General features: G+C 71.8%; 10 protein-coding genes and 1 pseudogene. 3 read left to right on the forward strand and 8 right to left on the reverse strand.

The window, feature by feature from the left end; genetic code table 11:
• Positions 1-128: 128 nt before the first annotated feature.
• The 3 genes from ACFVXE_RS04160 to ACFVXE_RS04170 are packed head-to-tail and all read left to right on the forward strand — an operon-like array spanning position 129 to position 12,873.
• Positions 129-1,835: an AMP-binding protein gene (locus tag ACFVXE_RS04160; protein WP_389668994.1), complete on the forward strand. Its 1,707-nt coding sequence runs from the start codon at positions 129-131 to the stop codon at positions 1,833-1,835.
• Positions 1,835-4,744: an amino acid adenylation domain-containing protein gene (locus ACFVXE_RS04165; RefSeq protein ID WP_389668996.1), complete on the forward strand. Its 2,910-nt coding sequence runs from the start codon at positions 1,835-1,837 to the stop codon at positions 4,742-4,744. Before ACFVXE_RS04160 ends, ACFVXE_RS04165 begins: the two co-directional genes overlap by 1 nt.
• Positions 4,738-12,873, forward strand: coding sequence for an amino acid adenylation domain-containing protein (locus ACFVXE_RS04170; protein ID WP_389668998.1), 8,136 nt, complete (start codon positions 4,738-4,740; stop codon positions 12,871-12,873). Before ACFVXE_RS04165 ends, ACFVXE_RS04170 begins: the two co-directional genes overlap by 7 nt.
• Here ACFVXE_RS04170 and ACFVXE_RS04175 read toward each other — a convergent pair.
• The 8 genes and pseudogenes from ACFVXE_RS04175 to ACFVXE_RS04210 all read right to left on the reverse strand — a co-directional run.
• Positions 12,845-13,810, reverse strand: coding sequence for a Gfo/Idh/MocA family protein (locus ACFVXE_RS04175; RefSeq protein WP_389669000.1), 966 nt, complete (start codon positions 13,808-13,810; stop codon positions 12,845-12,847). The two genes, ACFVXE_RS04170 and ACFVXE_RS04175, sit on opposite strands and share 29 nt — an antisense overlap.
• On the reverse strand, positions 13,807-15,087 hold the full coding sequence (locus ACFVXE_RS04180; RefSeq protein ID WP_389669002.1) for an NDP-hexose 2,3-dehydratase family protein: 1,281 nt from the start codon (positions 15,085-15,087) through the stop codon (positions 13,807-13,809). Before ACFVXE_RS04180 ends, ACFVXE_RS04175 begins: the two co-directional genes overlap by 4 nt.
• On the reverse strand, positions 15,084-16,364 hold the full coding sequence (locus ACFVXE_RS04185; RefSeq protein WP_389669004.1) for a hypothetical protein: 1,281 nt from the start codon (positions 16,362-16,364) through the stop codon (positions 15,084-15,086). Before ACFVXE_RS04185 ends, ACFVXE_RS04180 begins: the two co-directional genes overlap by 4 nt.
• Entirely contained in the window at positions 16,361-17,182 is an 822-nt protein-coding gene (locus ACFVXE_RS04190) for a hypothetical protein (RefSeq protein WP_389669005.1), read from the reverse strand. Before ACFVXE_RS04190 ends, ACFVXE_RS04185 begins: the two co-directional genes overlap by 4 nt.
• A complete protein-coding gene (locus tag ACFVXE_RS04195) occupies positions 17,179-18,216 on the reverse strand; it encodes a glycosyltransferase family 2 protein (RefSeq protein ID WP_389669007.1) in 1,038 nt (345 codons plus the stop codon). Before ACFVXE_RS04195 ends, ACFVXE_RS04190 begins: the two co-directional genes overlap by 4 nt.
• Positions 18,213-18,965, reverse strand: coding sequence for an NAD-dependent epimerase/dehydratase family protein (locus ACFVXE_RS04200; RefSeq protein ID WP_389669009.1), 753 nt, complete (start codon positions 18,963-18,965; stop codon positions 18,213-18,215). The genes ACFVXE_RS04195 and ACFVXE_RS04200 overlap by 4 nt, the downstream gene beginning before the upstream one ends.
• 223 nt (positions 18,966-19,188) lie before the next feature.
• Positions 19,189-20,304: a methyltransferase domain-containing protein gene (locus ACFVXE_RS04205; RefSeq protein WP_389669011.1), complete on the reverse strand. Its 1,116-nt coding sequence runs from the start codon at positions 20,302-20,304 to the stop codon at positions 19,189-19,191.
• 173 nt (positions 20,305-20,477) lie between these two features.
• Positions 20,478-21,136, reverse strand: a pseudogene (locus ACFVXE_RS04210) (zinc-binding dehydrogenase); the annotation flags it as partial.
• Positions 21,137-21,608: the final 472 nt, after the last annotated feature.

Raw genomic sequence — 21,608 nt, forward strand, 5'->3', positions numbered from 1 at the left:
AATCGCCCCCACCACCGTCTCCCGTCGCCGGCACGCCTCGCCGGATTGTGATCGAAGTCTTGTCTACCGTGCGAGCCGTAGTGGATCATCGTGGCTCCAGGCGTAGCAGAAGGAGTCGCGGAGCGCGTATGCACTCATCCACAGTGGCGCACCTCCTGCTCGCCCGCGCCGAGGAGGAGCCGCAGCGGTGTGCACTCGAGGTCGCAGGGCGCGCGTCCCTGAGCTTCGCCCAGTGGCGGAACGGCGCGTGGCGGGTGGCCGCGGCACTCGGTGAGCTCGGTGTTCGCCCCGGTGAGCGAGTCGGGTTGTCGTTCGACGAGGCCGACTGGGACGGATTCGCGGTCGCCTACTTCGGCGTGCTGGCCGCGGGTGGGGTCGCGGTCCCGCTGTCCAACCGGATGTCAGCCGAGGCCACCGCACGGGTGCTGGCCCATTGCGGAGCGGTCGGGGTCGTGCACGGCGGTGAGCCACCGGCCGCCACATGGGCGGCGCACCTGGATGAGCTGGTCGGAGCCGAACCGGTGGCCGAACCGGTGCCGGTCCGTCCGGGCGACCCGGCTCAGATCCTCTACACCTCCGGCACCACGGGCACGCCCAAGGCCGTGCTCGCCTGCCACGCGAACCTCACGCACGGCTGGGCGGCCCGGCCGCGGCAACGGCCGCTGGCCCACTCCCACCACTTCCTGCACAGCTTCCCACTCGGAACGAATGCGGCGCAGACGATGCTGTTCAACGCACTGGGTGCAGCGCCGACGGCGGTGATGGTGCCTCGTTTCCGGCCGGACGGATTTCTCGCGCTGGTCGAACGTTACGCGGCGGCGACGGTCTTCCTCGTCCCCACCATGGCCGCGGAGTTGGTGGCCGGCACACACACGGGCGTGCCGGGCGTGCTCCTGGTCGGCTGCACCGGCGCGGCGCTTCCGCCGCCGGTCGCCGAGGCGCTCACCACGAAGTTCCCCGGCGCCACCGTGGTGAACTACTACACCTCGACCGAGGCGGCGCCGGCCCAGACCACGATGGTGTACGACCCGGCGCGGCCCACCTCGGTCGGGCGGCCGAGTGCCGGAGAGATCGAGATCCGCGACCCGGACGGCCGCCCGGTGCCCCCCGGCGTGGCGGGGGACGTGTGGCTCGCCGCCCCCACGACGACGCGCACGTACCTCGACGACCCGGGGGGTACCGCGGCCGTGTTCCGTGACGGCTGGACCCGGATGGGTGACGTCGGCCGTCTGGATGCCGACGGATACCTGCACCTGCTCGACCGGGAGAGCGACGTGGTGCAGGTGGGTGGCTTCAAAGTCACCACGATCGGCGTCGAGGCGGTGCTGTTCGCGCACCCGGACGTCGCCGACGCGGCGGTGCTCGGCGTGCCGCATCCCGTGCTCGGCGCGACGGTCGTCGCGGCGGTGGTGGCAAGGGAGGGAGCCCGGTTGGACGCTGGTGAGCTGCGAGCCCTCGTCCGGGCCCGGCTGACCGAGGCCGAGGTGCCCACCAAGATCGTCACGGTGTCGGAGCTGCCACGCAACGACGGTGGCAAGGTGCGCAAGCAGGATCTTCTGGAGGTGTTCACCGCGCCGGACACCACTCCCTTGCGCACCGCGGACGAGCGGGAGCTCGGTGCGCTCTGGGCGAAGGTGCTGTCGGTGCCGGAGGTCGCAGCGGACGCGAACTTCTTCGCGCTCGGCGGTGATTCGTTCCGCGCCGCCGAGTTGGCCGCCGCGGTCGCCGAGGCGTTCGGCGTGCAGGTGCCGACCACACTCGTCTTCGACGTTCCCGAGCTGGCCGGTCAAGCGGCGTGGCTGTCCGACGAACGCGGTGGGAGGTCGACCAGGTGATGCTGGGATCACAGACACAGCAGGGGATCTGGTTCACGGAGCGGGCATGCGAGGTCGGGTCGGCGTACCACATGCCGCTCGCGGTGCACCTCGACGGCGCAGTGGACATCGCCGCGTTGCGTGCCGCCGTGGACGCGGTGCTCGCCCGGCATCCGCTGTTGTGCCACGCCGTGGTGGACCGAGACGGGTTGCCGCACCTGGTTCCCGCGGTGACACCGCCCCCGCTGTCCGAGGTGGACGGCGACCCGGCCGACGTGCTCCGGCGGGAAACCCTGCGCCCGTTCGACGTGGCGACCGGCCCACTGTGCCGGTTCACGCTCGTGCGGCGCCCGGGCGGAGTGACGCTGATCGTCGTCGCACACCACATCGTGTTCGACGGCGGCTCCAAGGACGTGCTCCTTCACGACCTCGCCGCCGGCTACCGGGGCACGCTCGACAGCAAGCCGGTGCCGTTCGTGGCCGATGAGAACGATCGGCTCGCGTCGGCGCTGCCGGCGGCCAGGGAATTCTGGTCCGAGCACTGGCAGGGCCATGGCGATCTGGTGCTTCCGGGCTTGCGGCACGGCGCCGAAGCCCCGGCGGCAGACAGCGTGGCGGTCGACCTAGGAGACCGGCTCCCGCGTGCCGCGGCGGCGCTCGGCGTCACCACGTTCGAACTGCTGCTGGCCTCGTGGTTCGCGCTGTTGCACCGCTACGGCAACAACGACACGGTCGTCGGTGTCGACCTCGGCACCCGGACCGGGAGCAGCAGGATCGCGATCGGGCCGTTCGTGAACGAGCTGCCGGTCCGCATCGGACGTCACGGCACGTTCCGCGAACTGGCCACCGCGGTGCGGGCCCGGCTGCGGTCGACCTACCCGTTCCGTACCGTGCCGCTCGGCCGCGCGGTGCCGGGGCTCGGGCCGCGGCCATCCGTGGCGCCCACGTCGATCAGCTACCGCAGGCGCATGGACGATCCGGTGTTCGACGGTCTCACCACGACGGTCGACTGGGCACTCCCCTCCCACGCCGTCCGCGCCACCGTGCACCTGCAGATGGTTGACGATCCGGCCGGGCTCGTCGCGAACCTGCAGTACCGCACCGACCGTATCGACGACGTCGCGGCCGCCCGGCTCGCTGCGGATCTCGGCACGCTGCTCGCCGATGTCGTGGAGCGGCCGGACGGCCAGCTGTGCGCCGTGGACGCAACGGTGACGGCCACCGAGGGGCCGGTCCTGCCGGTGCCGGACGCCGCCGTCTGCGACCTGGTCACGGCCTGTGCGGCCGCCAGCCCGGACGCGGTCGCGGTGGTGGGACCGGACGGCGCACGCCTGACGTACGCCGAGCTGGACGCGTGGGCCGGGCGGATCGCCGCCGGCCTCCGCGACGCCGGCGTGCGGCCGGGCACGCCGGTCGGGTTGAGCCTGCGGCGAAGCCCTGCGATGGTCGCCGCAGTGCTCGGCGTGTGGCGGGCGGGCGCCGCGTACGTGCCGCTCGACCCGGACCACCCCGTCGAGCGGCGGTCGTTCATGTTGCGGGACAGCGGCGCGGTGCTGCTGCTCACCGAGCGCGGGTCCGACCCCGTCGCGGAAGTACCCGTGTGGTGCGTCGAGGACGCACCCGCCGACGCGACCGAACCGGTGCCGCAGGCCACCGCGGACGGGCTCGCCTACGTCATCTACACGTCCGGCTCCACCGGGCGTCCCAAGGGTGTCGCGGTGCCCCACCGTGCGCTCGTCAACGTGCTGCTCGCCGTCGGCGACATGCTCGGAGCCGCGCCCGATCACCGGTGGTTGGCGCAGACGTCGCTGTCGTTCGACATCAGCGGTCTCGAGCTGTTCCTTCCGCTCGTCACCGGCGGCCGGGTGGTGCTGGCCGGTGACGGCGCCGGTCGTGACGGTGCGCGGGTGGCCGAGTTGGTCGACCACGAGGGCGTGACCCATGTGCAGGCCACCCCTACCGGGTGGCGGGTGCTGCTGGACGCGGGCGTTCGGTGGCCTGGGGTGACGGGCCTGGTCGGCGGCGAGGCGCTGCCGCTGACACTCGCCCGCGAGCTTCGCCCGAGGCTACGGCGGCTGCTCAACATGTACGGGCCGACCGAGACCACGATCTGGTCCACCTGCTGGGACGTGCCGGCCGAGCCCGCGACCGTCTCCCTCGGGCTGCCGCTCGCCAACACCAGGGTCTCCGTACGCGACGACGGCGGTGTGCCCGTGCCCGACGGCGTGGTGGGTGAGCTGTGGATCGGTGGTCCCGGCGTGGCCGCCGGTTATCCGGGCCGCGACGACCTCACGGCGGAAGGCTTCCCTGATGGCCCCGACGGGCGTCACTACCGGACCGGCGACCTGGTCCGTCGGCGCGACGACGAGTTGGAGTTCGTCGGCCGGGCCGACACGCAGGTGAAGGTGCGTGGCCACCGCGTCGAGCTGGGCGAGGTCGAAGCCCGGCTGAACGAGTTCCCGACCATGCGTGCGGCTGCCGTAGTGCTGCGTGGTGACGACCTCGTCGGCTATGTCGAGGGCGTGGTGGACCCTGCGGTGCTCCGTACGCACCTCGCGCAGACGCTGCCCGACCACATGCTCCCGGCACGGTTCATACCCGTGTCCAAGTGGCCGATGACCGCCAACGGCAAGCTCGACCGGGCCGCACTCCCCGAGCCGTCACCGGCCGAACCGGCCCTGGTCACCACCGATGACGGGCTGCTCGCACAGATCGGGTCCATCTGGCGGGAGGTGCTCCGGGTGGACGTCGTCGGACCCGACGACGACGTGTTCGACCTCGGTGGTCACTCCCTCACGATCACGCAGATCGCGTCCCGCGTCCGCGACCGGCTCGGCGTCGACGTGCCGCTCGACCAGTACTACGACGCGCCGACCCTCGCGGAGATCACCGCCGTCGTGGCCGAGCTGCGCGGGGAGGGGGAATGCTGAGCCGAACCGACATGTCGGCGCCCGCATCTCCTGCCCAGCGCCGCATGTGGTTCCTCGACCAGTTGACCCCCGGCGACCCCGCTTACCACATGTTCCTGGCCGACCGGCTGCACGGACCGCTCGACGTCACCGCCCTGCACCACGCCGTCGACGCCGTGGCGGCGCGACACGAGACCCTCCGCACCCGTTTCCCCGCACCGGACGGGCACCCACGCCAGGAGGTCCTGCCCGCGGCGCCGGTACCGATCGAACATGTCGACCTGACCGGGCTGCCGTCGGCAGACCGGGAGGACCGGGCGAAGGAACTGGTCGCCGAGCGTACGAACGCTCCGTTCGACCTCGCCGCCGCACCGCCACTGCGGGTCACGTTGTTGCGGCTGGGCGACGAGGACCACGTGCTGTGCCTGGTGCTGCACCACATGATCGCCGACGGCTGGTCCCTGTACGTGTGGCGGCGCGAGCTGACCGCGCACTACGCGGCCCACCGGGACAGCACGACGCCTGACGTACCCGAGCTCTCCCTCCGGTACGCCGACGTCCCGCACGAGCAGGACGACGCCGAGTCCCTGGCCCACTGGGCCCAGCGGCTCGCCGGTGTGTCGCCGCTGGACCTGCCGACCGACCGTCCGCGCCCGTCCATGGTCGACAGTTCGGCCGGCGTCGTCACGTTCCACATGGACGAGCAGGTGGCGGCCGGGGTGTCCACGCTGGCACGCCGGTGCCGCGCGACACCGTTCATGGTGCTCTTCGCCGCATGCCACACCCTGCTCGCGCACCTCAGCGGGCAGCAGGACTTCTGCGTCGGCGTTCCGGTCGCCGCCCGCGACCGGGTGGAGCTCGAGCCGATGATCGGGCCCTTCGCCGGGATGCTTCCCCTTCGGCCGGACCTGTCCGGGGACCCGACCTTCGCCGAACTGGTCGTCCGGGTGCGGAAGGTGTCGCTCGGCGCGTTCAACCACGGCCAGGCGCCGCTGGAACAGCTGGTCGACGCACTGGGCCTGCCGCGCGACCTCAGCCGGAACCCGCTCTACCAGGCCGTGTTGGCGCTGCACACCACCGGCAGTGGCTACGGTGACGACACCGGGCTGCCCGGTGTCACCACCACGCCGTTCCCCCACGGATGCCACCGCGCCAAGGTGGACCTGGCTATCGAGATGTGGCCGCACCCGGACGGGCTCCACGCCGAACTGACCTACCGCACTTCCCTGTTCGACCAGGGCACCGCCGAGTGCATGGCCGACAGGTTCGTGGCGATGGTGTCCGCGGTGGTCGCCGCCCCGGACGCCCGGTTGTCGGCGCTGTGGCCGTCCCACGCGAATACCGAGCCGGACACCGAGGACGGGGTTACGGGCACGACCGTCGTCGACCTCGTGCGGGAACAGGCACGGCGGCGGCCCGACGCGACCGCTGTGCAGTGCGGCGACACCCGGATCGGCTACGCGGGACTCCTCGGGCTCGCCGAGCGGGTGGCGACCGGGCTGGCGGACGAGGGGGTCGCCAGGGGCGACGTGGTGGCGGTCCAGCTGACCCGGTCGGCGGAGACCGTGGGGGTGCTGCTCGGGATCATGCTGGCTGGTGCGGCGTACCTGCCGGTCGACCCCGGCTACCCAGCCGCACGCATCGACTACGTGCTGGCCGACTCCGGCGCACGCGTGGTGCTCACCGATGACTGGCTTCGGCAGCTCGGCGAGCGGCGGCTACCCGAACGGTCCGGACGGTCCGGAGAGTCCGGCGATACCGCGTACCTCATCTACACGTCCGGATCGACCGGGCAGCCCAAGGGAGTGGTGATCCCTCATCGTGCGCTGACCAACCTGCTGGTCGGCATGGGGCAGCTGCTGCGCACCGGTCCGAACGACGTGTGGCTCGCCGCCACGTCGCTGTCGTTCGACATCTCGGCACTGGAGCTGTTCCTCCCCCTGGTGAGCGGCGGCCGGGTCCTGGTGGTCGACCGCGGTACGGCCCGCGACGGCGGCGCGCTCGCCCGGCTGGTCCGCGCCCACGGCGTCACCCACGTCCAGGCGACCCCGTCCGGCTGGCGCACCATGCTCGACGGGGGCGTCGACGCGACGGGCGTCACCGCGCTCGTCGGCGGCGAGGCGTTGCCGCCGGCGCTCGCCGGCGAGCTGCGGGCCCGGGTCACCCGGCTGCTCAACGTGTACGGGCCCACCGAGACCACGATCTGGTCCACGGCATGGGACGTGCCGCAGGACCCCACGCGCGTGTCGATCGGCCTGCCCCTCCTCAACACGCGGGTACGCGTCGTGGACGGCGAGTTGCTGATCGGCGGTGCCGGCCTCGCGGTCGGCTACCACGCCCGGCCGGAGCTGACCGCGGAACGGTTCGTGTCCGATGCGGACGGCGCGCGGTGGTACCGCACGGGCGACCGGGTCCGGCGGCGGCCGGAGGGAGAGCTGGAGTTCCTCGGCCGGCTCGACGACCAGGTCAAGGTGCGCGGCCACCGCGTCGAGCCGGGCGAGATCGAGGCCGCGCTGGAGGCGCAGTCCTCGGTCCACCGGGCCGTGGTGGTGGTGCGCGGCGACCGCCTCGTCGCCTACGTCACCGGGTCCGCGACCGGAGTGCTCACGCGCGTCGCCGAGGTGCTGCCCGCGCACCTTGTGCCGGACACCGTGGTGGAGCTCGACGAGCTGCCGCTGACCCTCAACGGCAAGGTGGACCGCAAGGCTCTGCCCGCCCCCGGCCGAGTGGCGTCCCGCGGCGGCCCACCGCGTACCGCGGCCGAGCGACGGGTGGCGGCGGTGTTCGCCGAAGTGCTGGCGGTCGAGACCGTGGGCGTCGACGACGACTTCTTCGCACTCGGAGGCCACTCACTGCTCGCGACCAGGGTCGCCGCCCGGCTCGGCGCGATCCCGGTGCGCACCCTGTTCACACATCCGACTGTGGCCGCGCTCGCGGCCACGCTCACGGACCACGCCGCTACCGAGGGGCCACTGCCACGCGGCGACCGGCCGCCGCCGCTCTCTCCCGCGCAGGAACGTCTGTGGTTCCTGCACCAGCTCGATCCCGCCGACGCCTCGTACACCATGTACCTCGTCAGGCGGTTGCGCGGCCCGCTCGACGTCGCCGCGTTCGAGCGCGCCTGCACCCGACTCGTGGCCCGGCACGAGGTTCTGCGGACGCGCTTCCCCGACGACGACGGACGCCCTGTCGCCGTCGTGGAGCCACCGGTACCGGTGCGGGTCGAGCACCTCGAAGCGGCCGACGAGGAGGGGGCCCAGCGGTTCGTGGCAGAGCGGGTGAACGCCGCACTGGACCTGGCCGCGGCTCCACTCGTGCGATTCACGTTGATACGCGTCGACGCGCACGAGCACGTGTTGTGCATAGTGCTGCACCACATCGTCGCCGACGGCTGGTCGCTCACCACCATGCTGGCCGAACTGTCCACCCTGTACTCCGGCGGGCAGCTGCCGCCGCTACCCGTGCAGCACGGCGACGTCGCGCAGTGGCAGCGGGAACGGGACAACGGTGCGGAACTCGCGTACTGGCAGGCGCAGCTCGCCGAGCCCCCGGTGCTCGACCTTCCGGTCGACCGGCGGCCGAACGACACGCCCTTGCCAGGCGGGTTCCGGTCCCGACGCGTGCCGCTGGAGGTGACCGAGGCTCTGGAGCGCATGTCACGGGAGCGGGGCGTCACGCTGTTCATGACGCTCCTCGCCGCTTACCAGCTGTTCCTCGCGCGGCACACCGGGCAGCGTGAGGTGCTGGTCGGGTCGCCGACCGCCGGCCGTGAGCGGGTCGAACTCGAGCCGCTCATCGGCTATCTGAGCAACACGGTGGTGCTGCGTGGAACGCTGCGCGACGGCGACTCCTTCGCCGACTTGTTGCATCGGACGCGCGACACCGTGCTGGAGGCCATGGCTCACCAGGAGGTGCCGTTCGAGGAGCTGCTGACGACACTCAGGGTCCGGCGGGATCTCGACCGGACACCGCTCTTTCAGACCATGGCCGTCCTGCACAGCCAGGAGACCGACCAGGACGCGTTCGGTGACCTGCAGCTCGAACCGTTCGACTCCGGCTACCGGCAGGCGAAGTTCGATCTCATGCTGGAGGCGTGGCGGCGCCCCGACGGCTTGTTGCTGGCATTCGGCTACGACACCGGGAAGCTCGCCGAGGAGACGGTGGCCGCGTTGGCCGACCGGTTCGTCACGCTGCTGGAGGGCGTCGTCGCGACACCGGCGGCCCCGCTGACGGACCTGCCGGTGCTGACCATCGCCGATCACGAGCGCCTGACCGGTCTCGCCGGCACCGACGCCGCCGTGCCGACGGGTACGGTCCCGGGCCTCCTCGAAGTGTCAGCGCGGGCGCACATGGGCGCGACGGCCGTGGTGTGCGGCGACACGGAGATCTCTTACGCCGAGCTCGACAGGCGCGTCGAACGGCTCGCCGCGGCGCTGCAGCGGGACGGCGTGGTCCAGGGCTCCGTCGTCGCCGTGTCCCTGCCCAGATCCGTCGACGCGATCGTGGCGCTGCTCGCCGTATGGCGGGCGGGCGGCGCATACCTGCCGCTCGACCCCGAGCTCCCGCCCGCACGCATGATGCGGCTCGTCATGGACAGCGGCGCGGTGCTGGTGGTGGACGAGAAGTACCGACCGGCCGACTCGGACCGTCCGTGCGAGCCCGTCGAGCTCGGGCCGCGTGACGCCGCCTACGTCATCTACACCTCCGGCTCCACCGGCACACCGAAGGGGGTGGTGGTCGAGCACGGCGGCCTCGCCGCCCGGATCCGGTGGATGCGCGACGCCTACGGACTCTCCTGCGCCGACCGGGTCGTCCAGTTCGCGTCACTGAGCTTCGACACACATGCCGAGGAGATCTACCCGGCACTGGTGGCCGGCGCGGCCGTGGTGCTCCTGCCCGGGGGCGGTACTCGGCTGCCGGAGCTGCTGGCGCAGCGGCGCGACATCACACTCCTCGATCTGCCGACGGCCTACTTCCACCAGTTGGTCGACATGGTGGACGACGTGTCGTTGCCGGACGGGCTGCGGCTCGTGGTCATCGGCGGCGAGCAGGTGCGCGCGGGCGCCGTGGCACGGTGGCGGCAACGGTACGGCGACCGGGTCCGTCTGCTGAACACCTACGGGCCGACGGAGACCACGATCGTGGCCACAGCCGGCGAGCTCCGCGACGACGTCCACATCGGGCGGCCGATCGCAGGCACGACCGCGCGAGTGCTCGACGCGCACGGCCGGTCGGCGCCGCCCGGCGCGCCCGGCGAACTGGCCATCGGCGGCGCCGGGGTGGCGCGCGGCTATCTCGGCCGGCCGGCACTGACCGCCGAGCGCTTCGTCCCGGACCCGTGGGGGCCACCGGGAGGACGCCTGTACCGGACCGGAGATCGCGTGCGGTGGCGGCCGGACGGTCAGCTGGAGTTCCTCGGACGGCTCGACGGCCAGCTGAAGGTGCGCGGATTCCGCGTCGAGCCCGGTGAGGTCGAGACCGCGCTGCTGACCCATCCCGCCGTACGCGAGGCGACCGTCACCGTGGTCGGCGAGGCACTGGTCGCGTACGTGGTGACGGATGACGACACACTCGAACAGGCCGCGCTGCGCAGCTACGTCTCCGACTTCCTGCCCGCGTATCTGGTCCCGTCCGCGTTCGTGAACCTGCCGAGGCTGCCGCTGACCGCGAGCGGGAAGGTGGACCGGTCCCGCCTGCCTGCCCCGCGACCGGTCCGCGCCGGGCGGAGCGCACGGCCGGATACCGGCACCGAGCGTGCGATCGCCGCTGTCTGGGCCGAGTTGCTCGACATCGAACAGCCAGGCGTCGATGACGACTTCTTCGACCTCGGTGGCCATTCCCTGCTCGCCGTCCGGGCGGTGACCCGCATCGGCCGCGTGGTCGGCCGCCCGGTCGCGGTGATGGACCTGTTCCGGCACCCGACCGTACGGCGGCTCGCCGCGATGGTGGACCGCCCCGGCGAGGACGACCGCGGTGTTCTCCACACCCTGACCCCGGACCGCACCTCGCCGACGACGACCTACGTCTGCGTGCCCTACGGCGGCGGCAGCGCCATCGTGTACCAGCCGCTCGCGGACGCCCTGCCCGAGCACTGTGGGCTGTGGTCGGTCGCGACACCGGGCCACGACATCGGCCTCGCCGAGGACCGCCTGCCGTTCGACGAAGTGGCGGGCCGGTGCACGAGGGAGATCCTCGACAGGATCGGCGGCCCGCTCGTGCTGTACGGCCACTCCGGCGTCGGGGCAGCGCTCGCCGTGGAGATCGCCCGTCGGCTTGAAGCTGCCGGGAGGACCGTCGACGCCGTCTACATCGGTGCGGTGTTCCCGTTCGGACGACCGGGCACGAAGCGCTTCGCGCGCGTGACCCGCCTGGACGCATTGCGCGGCGACCGCACGTATGCCAACTGGCTCACGTCGATGGGCGTGGACATGCACGACCTCGAACCGGCGCAGGCCGAACGGATCGTCCGGAACATGCGGCGGGACACCGAAGCCGCCGAGGAGTACTTCACCGGCCTGTTCGCAGAGCCGGTGACACGGTTGTCCGCGCCGATCATCGCCGTGGCCGGTGACCGCGACCCCGCGACCGAGTACTACCAGGAGCGCTTCCGCGAGTGGCACCTCCTGACCGACGTCGCCGCCGTCGTCGTCCTCGACGAGGCCGGGCACTTCTTCCCGCGTTTCCGGGCCGGCGAGCTCGCCGAAATCGTGACGCGCACCCACGCGGCCGTGACAGCAGACGAACCGGCACCGGCCGGCGAGCACTGGCGGCTGCACGCCACCTCCCGGTCGGCGACACCGGTGACGCCGCCGGGCCCCCGGCCGAGCATGCGTCGGTTCCTGGCAGTCGCCGCCGGCCAGCTCTTCTCGATCACCGGCTCCGCGCTGACCCAGTTCGCGCTGCCGCTGTGGATCTACCAGACCACCGGCTCCCTGGCCCGGTTCGCGCTGTTCGCAGTGGTCGGCCTGGTGCCGGGCATGCTCGCGGCGCCGCTCGCGGGTGCCGTCGTGGACCGGACGTCCCGGCGCTCGGTGATGTTGTGGGGCGATGGCGCGGCGGGCAGCGTGCAGCTCCTGCTCGGTGTGCTGCTGTGGACGCACAACTTGGCGGTCTGGCATGTCTATCCGCTGCTGGCACTGCTGTCCGTCGCACTCGCGTTCCAACGGGTCGCGTACACCTCGGCGGTGCCACAGCTCGTGCCGAAGCGATACCTGGGGCATGCCAATGGAATCGTGCAACTCGCAGGCGGTACGGCACAGTTGGTCGTTCCGCTCGGGGCCGCCGGCCTCATGGCAGCGATCGGACTCCAAGGTGTGCTCGTGATCGACGTCGCGACGTACGCGTTCGCCGTCCTCGTGACGCTGGCGGTGCGCTTTCCCGACACGATGCCCTGGCAGCGGAGGGAACCGGTCCTCACGGAGATCGCGGCCGGATTCACTCACTCGTGGCGGCATTCCGGGTTCCGTCGGATGTTGCTGTTCTTCGCCTGCCTCAACGTGTTCCTGTCCCCGCTGTTCCTGATGACGTCACCGCTGGTGTTGTCGTTCGGCACGCTGTCCGACGTCGGGACGGTGTCGTTCGCCGGCGGGCTCGGCGTGGCGCTGGGCGGCGTCGTGATGACCGTGTGGGGAGGGCCCCGGCACCTGCGCATGCGAGCGGTGTTGCTGTGCACGTTCGCGCTGGCCGTCTGCGCTGCTGTGACCGGGGTGCGGCCGGACCTCGCAGTGATCGCCGTGGGGGCGTTCGGCATGGCGCTGTGGCTCACGCTGCTCAACGGGATCTACAACACCATCGTTCAGGTCAAGGTTCCGCAGCGGTTCCACGGCCGGGTGCTCGCGCTGAACACGCTGATCGCGTGGTCCACGCTGCCGATCGGCTTCGGGCTGGTCGCGCCGTACGGCGGTCGGCTGCTGGAGCCGCTGCTCGCCGACGGCGGTGCGCTCGCGTCGACGGTCGGCGCGATCGTCGGAACCGGGCCCGGCCGCGGGATCGGCTTGCTGTACCTGTTGCTCGGAGCCGCCATCGCCGTGGTCGCGGCTGTCGCCCTGCGTGGCCGACTGGCGCGGTTCGACGAGGAGGTGGCGGACGCCGCGCCGGACGATCTGGTCGGCCTCGAGCTACTCAGATCGCGTACTGACGCACCGCGGTGACCAGCGCGGCCTGCCGCAGGATGGCCTCGCCGGCCGGTGCGAAGTCCGCGCCGTCGAGGACTGTCCTGGCGAACTGCTCGGCGATCTTGACGAACGGACGGTCCGGTGGCAGCACCACCTCCCGCACGCCGTCCTCGCTCTCGATGCGTACCACCGGGGCCAGATCGTCGGGAGGGGTGAACGCCCGGCCCAGGCTGAGCCGGCCTCGGCTGCCCCACAACGAGTAGGTGTTGCGGTAGGCGTGCTCGAAGCCGAACGACAGCTCGGCGGTCACACCTCCCGGAGTGGACAGCAGCGCGCTGCCGGCAACGTCGACACCGTGGCGGGGATCGTGCCGCAGCACCGAGCCGGCGACGGTCAGCTCGGGCCCGAGGAACAGCTGTGCCGCCCTGATCGGGTACACCCCGACGTCCAGCAGCGCGCCGCCGCCGAGCTCGGAGCGGTACCGCACGTCCCGGTCGGGCCGGGGCGGCATGCCGAACGCACTGCTGAACGCCCTCGGTTCGCCGATCACGCCGTCCGCGACCATGGCACCGACGGCCGCGTGCTGGCTGTGGTGGAGGAACATGAAGCTCTCCATCAGCAGCAGCCCGGCGTTCCGCGCCTGCTCGACCAGGGACGCCGCCGTTGCGTGATCGGGGACGAGTGCTTTCTCCGACAGCACGTGCTTGCCCGCGGTGAGCGCCGCCCCGATCCACTGGGCGTGCAGCCCGGTAGGCAGGGGAATGTACACGGCGTCGATGTCGTCGCGGGCGAGGAGTCGCTCATAACCTGTCACGGGCACGAGGCCGAACTCCTCGGCCGTACGTACAGCCGTGACCGCATCCCTGCTGGCCACCGCGACCGGCTCGATGCTGGGTGCCGCCAGCAACGCGGGCAACATCCGCCTCCGAGCGATCGAGGCCGTACCGAGCACACCGAACCGCAGTCGCTTCATGACCGTCTTCCGCTCGCCAGAGCAAGGCCCGCGAGCAGGCTGCGTGCCTGCACGTTGAGGTAGTAGCTGTGCCGCAGCAGCCCGGTCAGCGCGGCCAGGTCGGTCCAGTGGAAGTCGGCCCCGACGTCCGACGGCACGGTGTCACCGGCGTCCACCACGAGATAACGGTTCTCGGCGTGCCAGAGTCGGCCGCCCTCCTCGGAGAGGACCGTGTCGTACCAGACCCGCCCCGGCTCGGCGGCGAGCGCCAGCGCGGGTTCCAGCAGGGGCTCGTCGTGGCCGGTGCCGGTCTGTACGGTCGGCCCCAGCTCCGCCACGTCACGGCAACCGATCTCCGGCCTGGCCCGTACGAGCAGTTGGGTGCGGCCGGCCGAGGTGGTGCGTGCGAGGAACGCGACCACGCCCGGAGCTCCGGGTGCGAGCAACGGCTGGGTCCACGCGGTCGCCTCCCGGTTGGGCGCCGTCACCGACACCGCGAGCACCGTGAACCCTGTTCCGTCCCTGCTGCGCAACTCCGTCGGGGTGCGCAGCCAGCCCGGCACGGTGTCCAGCCCGACGAGCGCCGTGGTCCGGTCGTGCCGTGCCTTCACCCCGGTGAACCAACTCAGCAGCGTGAGGTCGGCTTCGGGCGCGTGCCGGCCCAGCAGGCACGCGAGCACGGTGCGCGTGTCCATGTTCACCAGGTTCGGAACGGTGAGCAGGGCTCCGACCTCGGACAGCGGAACCCAGCGGAAGTCGTCGTGCACCGGCACGTCCTCATCCGTCTCCACGATCACGTTGCGGTTGCGCTTGCGGTGGAACCACGTGCCGTGCTCGGACTGAAGCGTGTCGACGAGCACCCGTCCTCGGCCCGGGTCTGCGAAGTACTCGAGGTAACGCACCGGCGCGCCGCGATGCACACGGGTGTAGTTGCTGCGGGTGGCCTGCACGGTCGGCGAGAGCTGCACGGTGTTGACGTTGCCCGGCTCCATCTTCGCCTGCAGCAAGCAGTGGGTCACCCCGTCGATCCGCTTGGCCAGAAGGCCGAGCACTCCTATCTCGGGTTGGTGCAGGACAGGCTGCGCGTCCGCGCCCGCGCGGGCGCCGCACACGGTGAAGAAGCGGCCGCTGCGGTGGCCGAGGTCACCGGTGCCCGCATCGAACCGCCAGTCGTCGAGCTCCGCGAACGGGACGCGCCGCACGGTGAACCGGTGGGCCCGGCACCGCCTGGCCCACCATTCGGCGAATCCCCCGTCGAGCACGGCCGACGTGTTCGCCGCCATGGGCACCGGGCTCACCACCCGCTCCCGGCCCCGACGGTGGTGTCGCCGTCCGCCGCAGCCACGATCAGCCCTTCCATTCGGTGCAGGAACGCCGGAAGCCGCTCGCGGGGCAGGGCCACGCCGTTCGCCAACAGGGAAAGGGTCACGGCGTCCCCGTCATCGGTGAGGGCGAGGTAGCGCGTCAGCCCGGGCAGCCGGAACGGCTCACCCCAGCGGAAGGTGCTCGCCACCGGGCTCGTGGCTGTGGCCGCTCGCGGCCGTGCGCTCGCCCGGAGGTCGTTGACCAGTACGGAAAGGTCGGGGCGGGTGCCGCGGTCCGCGGTGACCTCGGCGACGAGCGGCCGCACCGCCGCCGGGTCGTAGCGGCTGTGGCGGGCCGCTCGGCGGTAGTTCTCCCACGTTCGCGCCACCACCGCCTCGAACGTCTCACCCGACACCTCGACCGGCACGAACATGTCCATTGCGAACGGTGCCACGCAGGCCGTCTCGGCCGGTGTCATCCGGTTGTGGCTGATCGCCTTGAGCACGTGCCGCCCGGCGCCCAGTGTCACCGCGACCGCCGCCAGGTACACGACCGCCGCCGTGGTCCGGCAGCGTGCCGCCACCGCCCGCGCGGCCGGGTCGACGACGCCCGAGCGGAGCTCACCGAGCTGCCAAGCATCCGGGTCCGAGGTCGCGCCGGGTGGCTCGGCCGGCGCCGCCAGCAGCACCTCCCGCACGTGCGCCAGCGCATCCGCCTGCCGCGCGAGGCTGTCCGGCGCCGTCTCCGTCCCGGCCTGGTCCACCGGCTGCCTGGCCGTCGTCGCCCGGGTCCGCTCGGGAGCGCGCAGCAACGCGCTCAGGTCGTCGACGAGCAGGTTGGCCGCCCACGCGTCCACGGCCAGGTGGGACAGGCACAGGACCACGGAGCGCGGCCGGTCACGCCGGGACACCACGGCGACCCGGATCCCCCACTCGGTCGCGACGTCGAACGGTTCGGTGGCCAGTACGGAACGCGCCTCCGCGATGCTGCCGCACTCCCGCACCGCGAGCGTGCCCGCACCGTCCACCACCTGCTCCCGGGCGCCGCCGGGAAAACGCGTCCGCAGCGTCTCGTGCCGGCACACCAGGGCATGCACGGCGTCGCACACGACGTCGAGGTCCGTGCCGGGCGGCACCGGCACCAAGCGGTCGATGTTGTAGGTGTAGTCGGTGTCGGCGCTGCGCTGGGACAGGCTCTCGAGGACGATCCGCTGCCCGAGGGTGAGCGGGCCCCGTGCGGTGCGCAGGCCGTCGAAGGTCAGCAGAGTCATGGCAGCACCCGGAGGTAGGCCACCGTGGCGTCGTCGTGCCGCTTCACGCGGGGGTGACGCAGGCCGTCCGGGTCCGCGGCCTCCAGCTCGCGGACCGCCGCGACGAGACCGCCCGGGCCGCGCGAGGCGAGCCGAGCGAAGGCGTCCGGCCAGGTCCACTCTCCGCTGTCCACCGGCCACGACGCACCGTCGCTGCACACCACCGCCCGGCGCAACCCGGCGCTGGGAAACGTCGCCGCCGTGGCGCGATGGGCGACGTCCGGATCGGCGGCGGCCACCCAGAAGCCACCGGGCCGGTTGCACGCGGTCTCCCGCTCGGCAAGCAGCCCGGCCACGGCGGCCGCGTGCGCGGCGGTGCCGATACGATGCCCGGCCAGGCCCACCCCCACCAGGCCGGCCCGTGCCTCGGCATGCCGGTCGACGACCGCGTGCAGACCGTCCGCGCCCAGGTCGACCACGATCGCGACGTCTGCCAGCGACAACATCTCCACGCTGTCCGCGCCTATGCGCAGCACGCCGACCGCAGCCGACGGTGTGTCCGGATGGGCGAGGTCGCAGTCGCGGTGGCAGGCCGCCACCGCGGCGATGGCCGAGGCCAGCCCGTCAGCCAGCGGGACGTCGCCGCCGGCGACCGCCGCCAGCGTCGCGGACGCCAACTGCCGCGCGTACCAGGCGACACCGTGCCGGCACCCCCCGGCCGGCAGGCCGACGCCGTCCACGACGACCACCGTCGAAGGGCCGAGCGCGCCGTGATCTTCGCAGCCCTTGCCAGCACGGCCGGGCGCCGGTACGCAGGCAAGAGCCGCCTCGACGATCACGGGAGGATGTCCCGCAGTGACGAACGGTCCCGGCGCAGCGTCTCGTCCTCGATGAGGTCGACCTCGATCCGGCCGCCGGCAAGGACCGGACCGGCGAGCACGATCCGCTCCGGCTCACCGCCGAGCACAGCGATGTGCTCACCGTCGTCCGCGCCGACCCGTACGACGAGACCGAGTTCGGGATCCGCGTACGCGGCCCGCACCCGGTCCGGTCGCAGTCCCGCGTCGGCGAGGAGCCGCTCGTGGGCCGCAGTGACCGGCCGGGCCGGCAATCCTTCGGTGAACGCGGGGCCGGTACGTTGCAGGATCGCGAGCTTCGCGACGCGGCGGTGCACCGGGGAGTCGCATTCGTCGAGGAATCGGGTGAGCACCTCGGTCTGCGCGACGTCCTTGTCGAACAGTGACGAGTAGCTGGTCGCCCGCACCCGGTAGACGTAGCTCGCCTCGGCCGGCTTGGACACCGTCGCACCGGCCGCCACCAGCCGCAGCCACAGATCCCAGTCCTCGCCGAAGCGGGTCCGTCGGTAGCCGCTGATCTCCTCGTACAGCTTCCTCGGGTACATCGCGCCGACGAGCACGTAGTTGGTGCACAGGAGTTGGGCGAGCTGGTCGCCGGGCAGCGGGAATCGCGCCTTGGAGTAGTCGGCCTGCTGCCATGGTCCCTGCCCGGTCCACGTCAGCGGGCGGGGGCTGACCAGCCCCGGGCAGCGGATGTACGCGTCACGCATCACCTCGACGTGGTGCGGCGCGAACATGTCGTCCGCGTCGAGCTGCATGACGAGATCCGTGGTGAGCTCCGCGATCCCGGCCCGCCGACCGCCCCAGATCCCCGTCCGCCGCTCGGTTCGGATCACCCGCAGCGGCAGGACCGACTCCCAACGGCAGGCGTGTGCCGCGGTGTTGTCGTCGGAGTAGTCGTCGACCACCACGACCTCGTCGAGCGGCACGGTCTGCGTGGCGATCGACCCGAGTGCCTGGTCGAGAAACTCGACGGAGTTCATTGCGGGGACGACGACACCCACGCGGACGGTCACCGGCCCAGCACCTCGGCCACGGGCAGGTAGCGGTCCAGCACGTCCCGGTAGTACTCGGGGCCGAAGCCGTAGCCGGCCACCTCGGGTACCAGCACGTGCAGCCGGTCGATGCTGATCTCGGCCTCGTCCGGCACGTCCACGACCGTCGTGGCCGGCTGCAGACCGAGCCGTTCGGCGATGTGCGCAACCAGGCACTCGACCGGAACGGCCGTCCCGGAGGCCACATTCACCACCTCGCTCACCACGCCCTTCGCCAGCAGGGCATCGACGATCGCGGCGACGTGTGCGACGTCCACCAGATCTCGACGGGCACCCCGCCAGACCCCGACCCGACCGGTGCGGATCTGGGAGACCAACGCGGGCACAACTTGATGCGATGGCTGGTCCGGCCCCACCGGGTACGCGAGCCGCAGGATCAGGTGATCCACGCCGCTTGCCCGGACAACCGCCTCCATGGCGACTTTGTGCCGCCCGTACGCGGAGCACGGGAACACCGGACCCGACTCGAGGAGGAACGGCCCCGGACGCCCGTAGAGCCCGACCGACGACGTCGACAGGTAGACCAACCGGCTGCCGTCGGCACGGCACTCCGCCACAGTGGCGTACAACCGCTCCGCGTCGCGCGCGAAGGCATCGGCGTCACTGACGCCGCCACCGGACGGCCCGGCAGCGTAGATCGTGACCCCCGGATGCCGACCCAGCCGGCCGCCCAAGTTCCGGGCAAGGAACCCTGAACCAATGATCCTCATCCCGGAAAGATATCTACCGGCAAGAGTGCGAACAAGTGTCCGCCCACCCCCTGAGGTGAACTTGACGGACGTCCACCGGGCACGCCCGCCCGAGTTCGAGCGACTTGAGCATGCCGCCGAACAGGGGGCTCTCCCGGGGGCTGGATCGAGGCCAAGTGTCGCCGCGGCGACGTCTGCCGATTCCGGCGGGTCAGCGCCTTCGCGGCGTTCTCGCCGCAATGGTTCAGGCTACGAGCAGGCGGAGGCCGAGCTCTGCCGCGTCGAGGGCGACGAGGTCGCGGTTGCGCTCGGCCCACCGGCCTGAGGAAAGGTCGTCGCGGAGTCTGTTCACCGCCCTCTCCTCGGCCTCCGGCCCGACTCTGGTCCATACCGATACCGCGCGGCGCACCTGTTCGTCCAGATACGCCTCGGGCCGGCGCCAGTGGGCCTCGAAGAAGCCGTCGGCGCAGTCCCACGGGATGAGCACCAGCTGCGCGTGGCCCCCGATCGCGCGGGTCAGATCGGCCAGTGAAGGCCAGTCGGTGAGAAGGTCAGCGAATTCAGGCAGGTAGTCACGGGTGAGCCAGAACCGCTCACGCCAGCCGGTGGCACTGGCGTCGTACGTGAACACCACCACACGGCGGGCCACGCGCCGCATCTCGCGCAGCCCGGCGATCGGGTCCGGCCAGTGATGAACGGTGCTGACCGCCATCGCGGCGTCGAAGGACTGGTCCTCGAAGGGGAGGCTCCCCGCACTGGCGGCCACGCACGGCGCCGCGCCCGCGGGACGCTGTGCCCGCATGACCGCCGACGGTTCCACCGCCGTGACGTCGCGGTCGGGGGGCTCGTAGGAGCCGGTGCCGGCCCCGACGTTCAGTACCGTCCGTGCGTCCCCGAGCGCATCCCAGATCCTCGCGGCGATCCGCGGCTCGGTGCGCCGCGTCGCCGGGTAAGCGGACCCGATGACTTCGTACAACTGTGCACCGAACACCTTGAGTTGTTCCTCCGGCGTCGTCCTGATCCCCATTGCCCGTGCCTCCATTTCCCTGTCGATCGCCGTCACCATGGCGGCTGCGCGGTCACGCTGTTCCAGCAGCAGCCCGCGCAGCCGGTACAGGTGTGCGACCGCGTCGGTGGACCGGTCGTCGACGAGATCCGCGATCTCGCGCAATCCGAAGCCCAGTCGCCGGTAGGCGAGCACCTCCCGCAGTCGCTCCACGTCGCCCGCCGAGTAGGCCCGGTACCCGGCCGGGGTCCGCGCGGACGGCTGCACGAGGCCGATCCCGTCATAGTGATGCAGCGTGCGGACGCTCACGCCGGCCAGCTCGGCCACACGTCCCACGGTCAGGTGCTCTTCCACACCCCCGACAATGCGGCATGACGCCACGTGAGGGTCAAGCGCTGCGCTCCTGGTACCGCGCGTGGTTCCACCACCGCGCCGGGCCGGGCCGCCGGCTCCAGGCTGTCGAGTGGTCAGGAGGGCCGAGGCCGGCCGGCCTTGCGCCTCTGTGGGCCCGGGGGCAGCCGAGCGGGTCAGGCGATGTCGACAACGGTGCGCAGGGCCTCACCGGTGTGCATCTGGCGGATCGCCTCGTTGATGTCCGTCAGCGGGACGTGGTGCGTGATCATCGACTCCAGGTCGATGCGGCCGGCGCGCCACAGGTCGATGATCGTGGCGTACGTGCGGCGGATGTCGTCGCCGCCGTGGAAGGAGGGCAGGATGGCCTTCTCGTTGAGGACCAGCTCGGCCATGCTGATGTCGGCCGTGTCCGTGCGCGAGCCGGCCCCGACGAGGCAGACCGTGCCGCCGAGGCGGGTGGCGTCGTACGCGGCGCGCAGCGTGCCGGCCTTGCCGACGGCCTCGAAGGCGTAGTCGAAGCCGAAGCCTCCGGTGACGCGCTTGGTCACCTCGGTCAACTCGTCGGGGCGACAGCCTCCGTGGCGCCGAACTTCAGCGCCCACTCACGGCGGTTGGGCGTCGGGTCCACGGCGATGATCTGCGCCGCGCCCGCCACCTTGGCGCCCTGCAGGATACTGATGCCGACGCCACCGAGACCGATCACGACGACCGACGAACCCGGCTTCACCTTGGCGGTGTTGAGGGCCGCGCCGACACCGGTGGTGACACCGCAGCCGATGAGGGCGGCTATGTCGAACGGCACGTCGTCGGGGATCGGGATCGCCGCGTAAGCCATCTTCACCCGGACCCTGCCGGGGCCGAAGGACACCGGCTGCAGCCGGTGCTCAGGCCCTCGGGGATGCCTCCGCCGGTGAGGAGTCTGGCGCCCTCCTCGCCGGCTGTACCGTCGTCCTCAAGCCTTCTCCGGAAACGCCTCTTGCGTCCTCGACCGCAGGGCCGTCACGGCTGCTCGGTACGAGAACTTGGCCGTCGCCGTCACCTCCGACGACCCTGCGCGATGACACCGACGGATGCGCTGCACAACGCGCACGGCTTCCACAGCCTCGAAAGCATCCGGCATCCGGGGCTTCCAGAGCCCGGCGCTGTTCCTGGCCGGCCGCGAGCGAGCGGCATGAGTCGCAATGGCGTACTCCGCTGGAGTGGTAGCCCCCGCGGGAGTGGGAACACGGCGTAGCCGAGCCAGGTGACGTGGAGAGCGGGGCGGAGAGGGGACGGTTAGCCTGAGCTGACCAGGAGCCCAGCAA

The sequence above is a fragment of the Streptomyces sp. NPDC058231 genome (assembly GCF_042882275.1).
GTDB lineage: Bacteria > Actinomycetota > Actinomycetes > Streptomycetales > Streptomycetaceae > Streptomyces.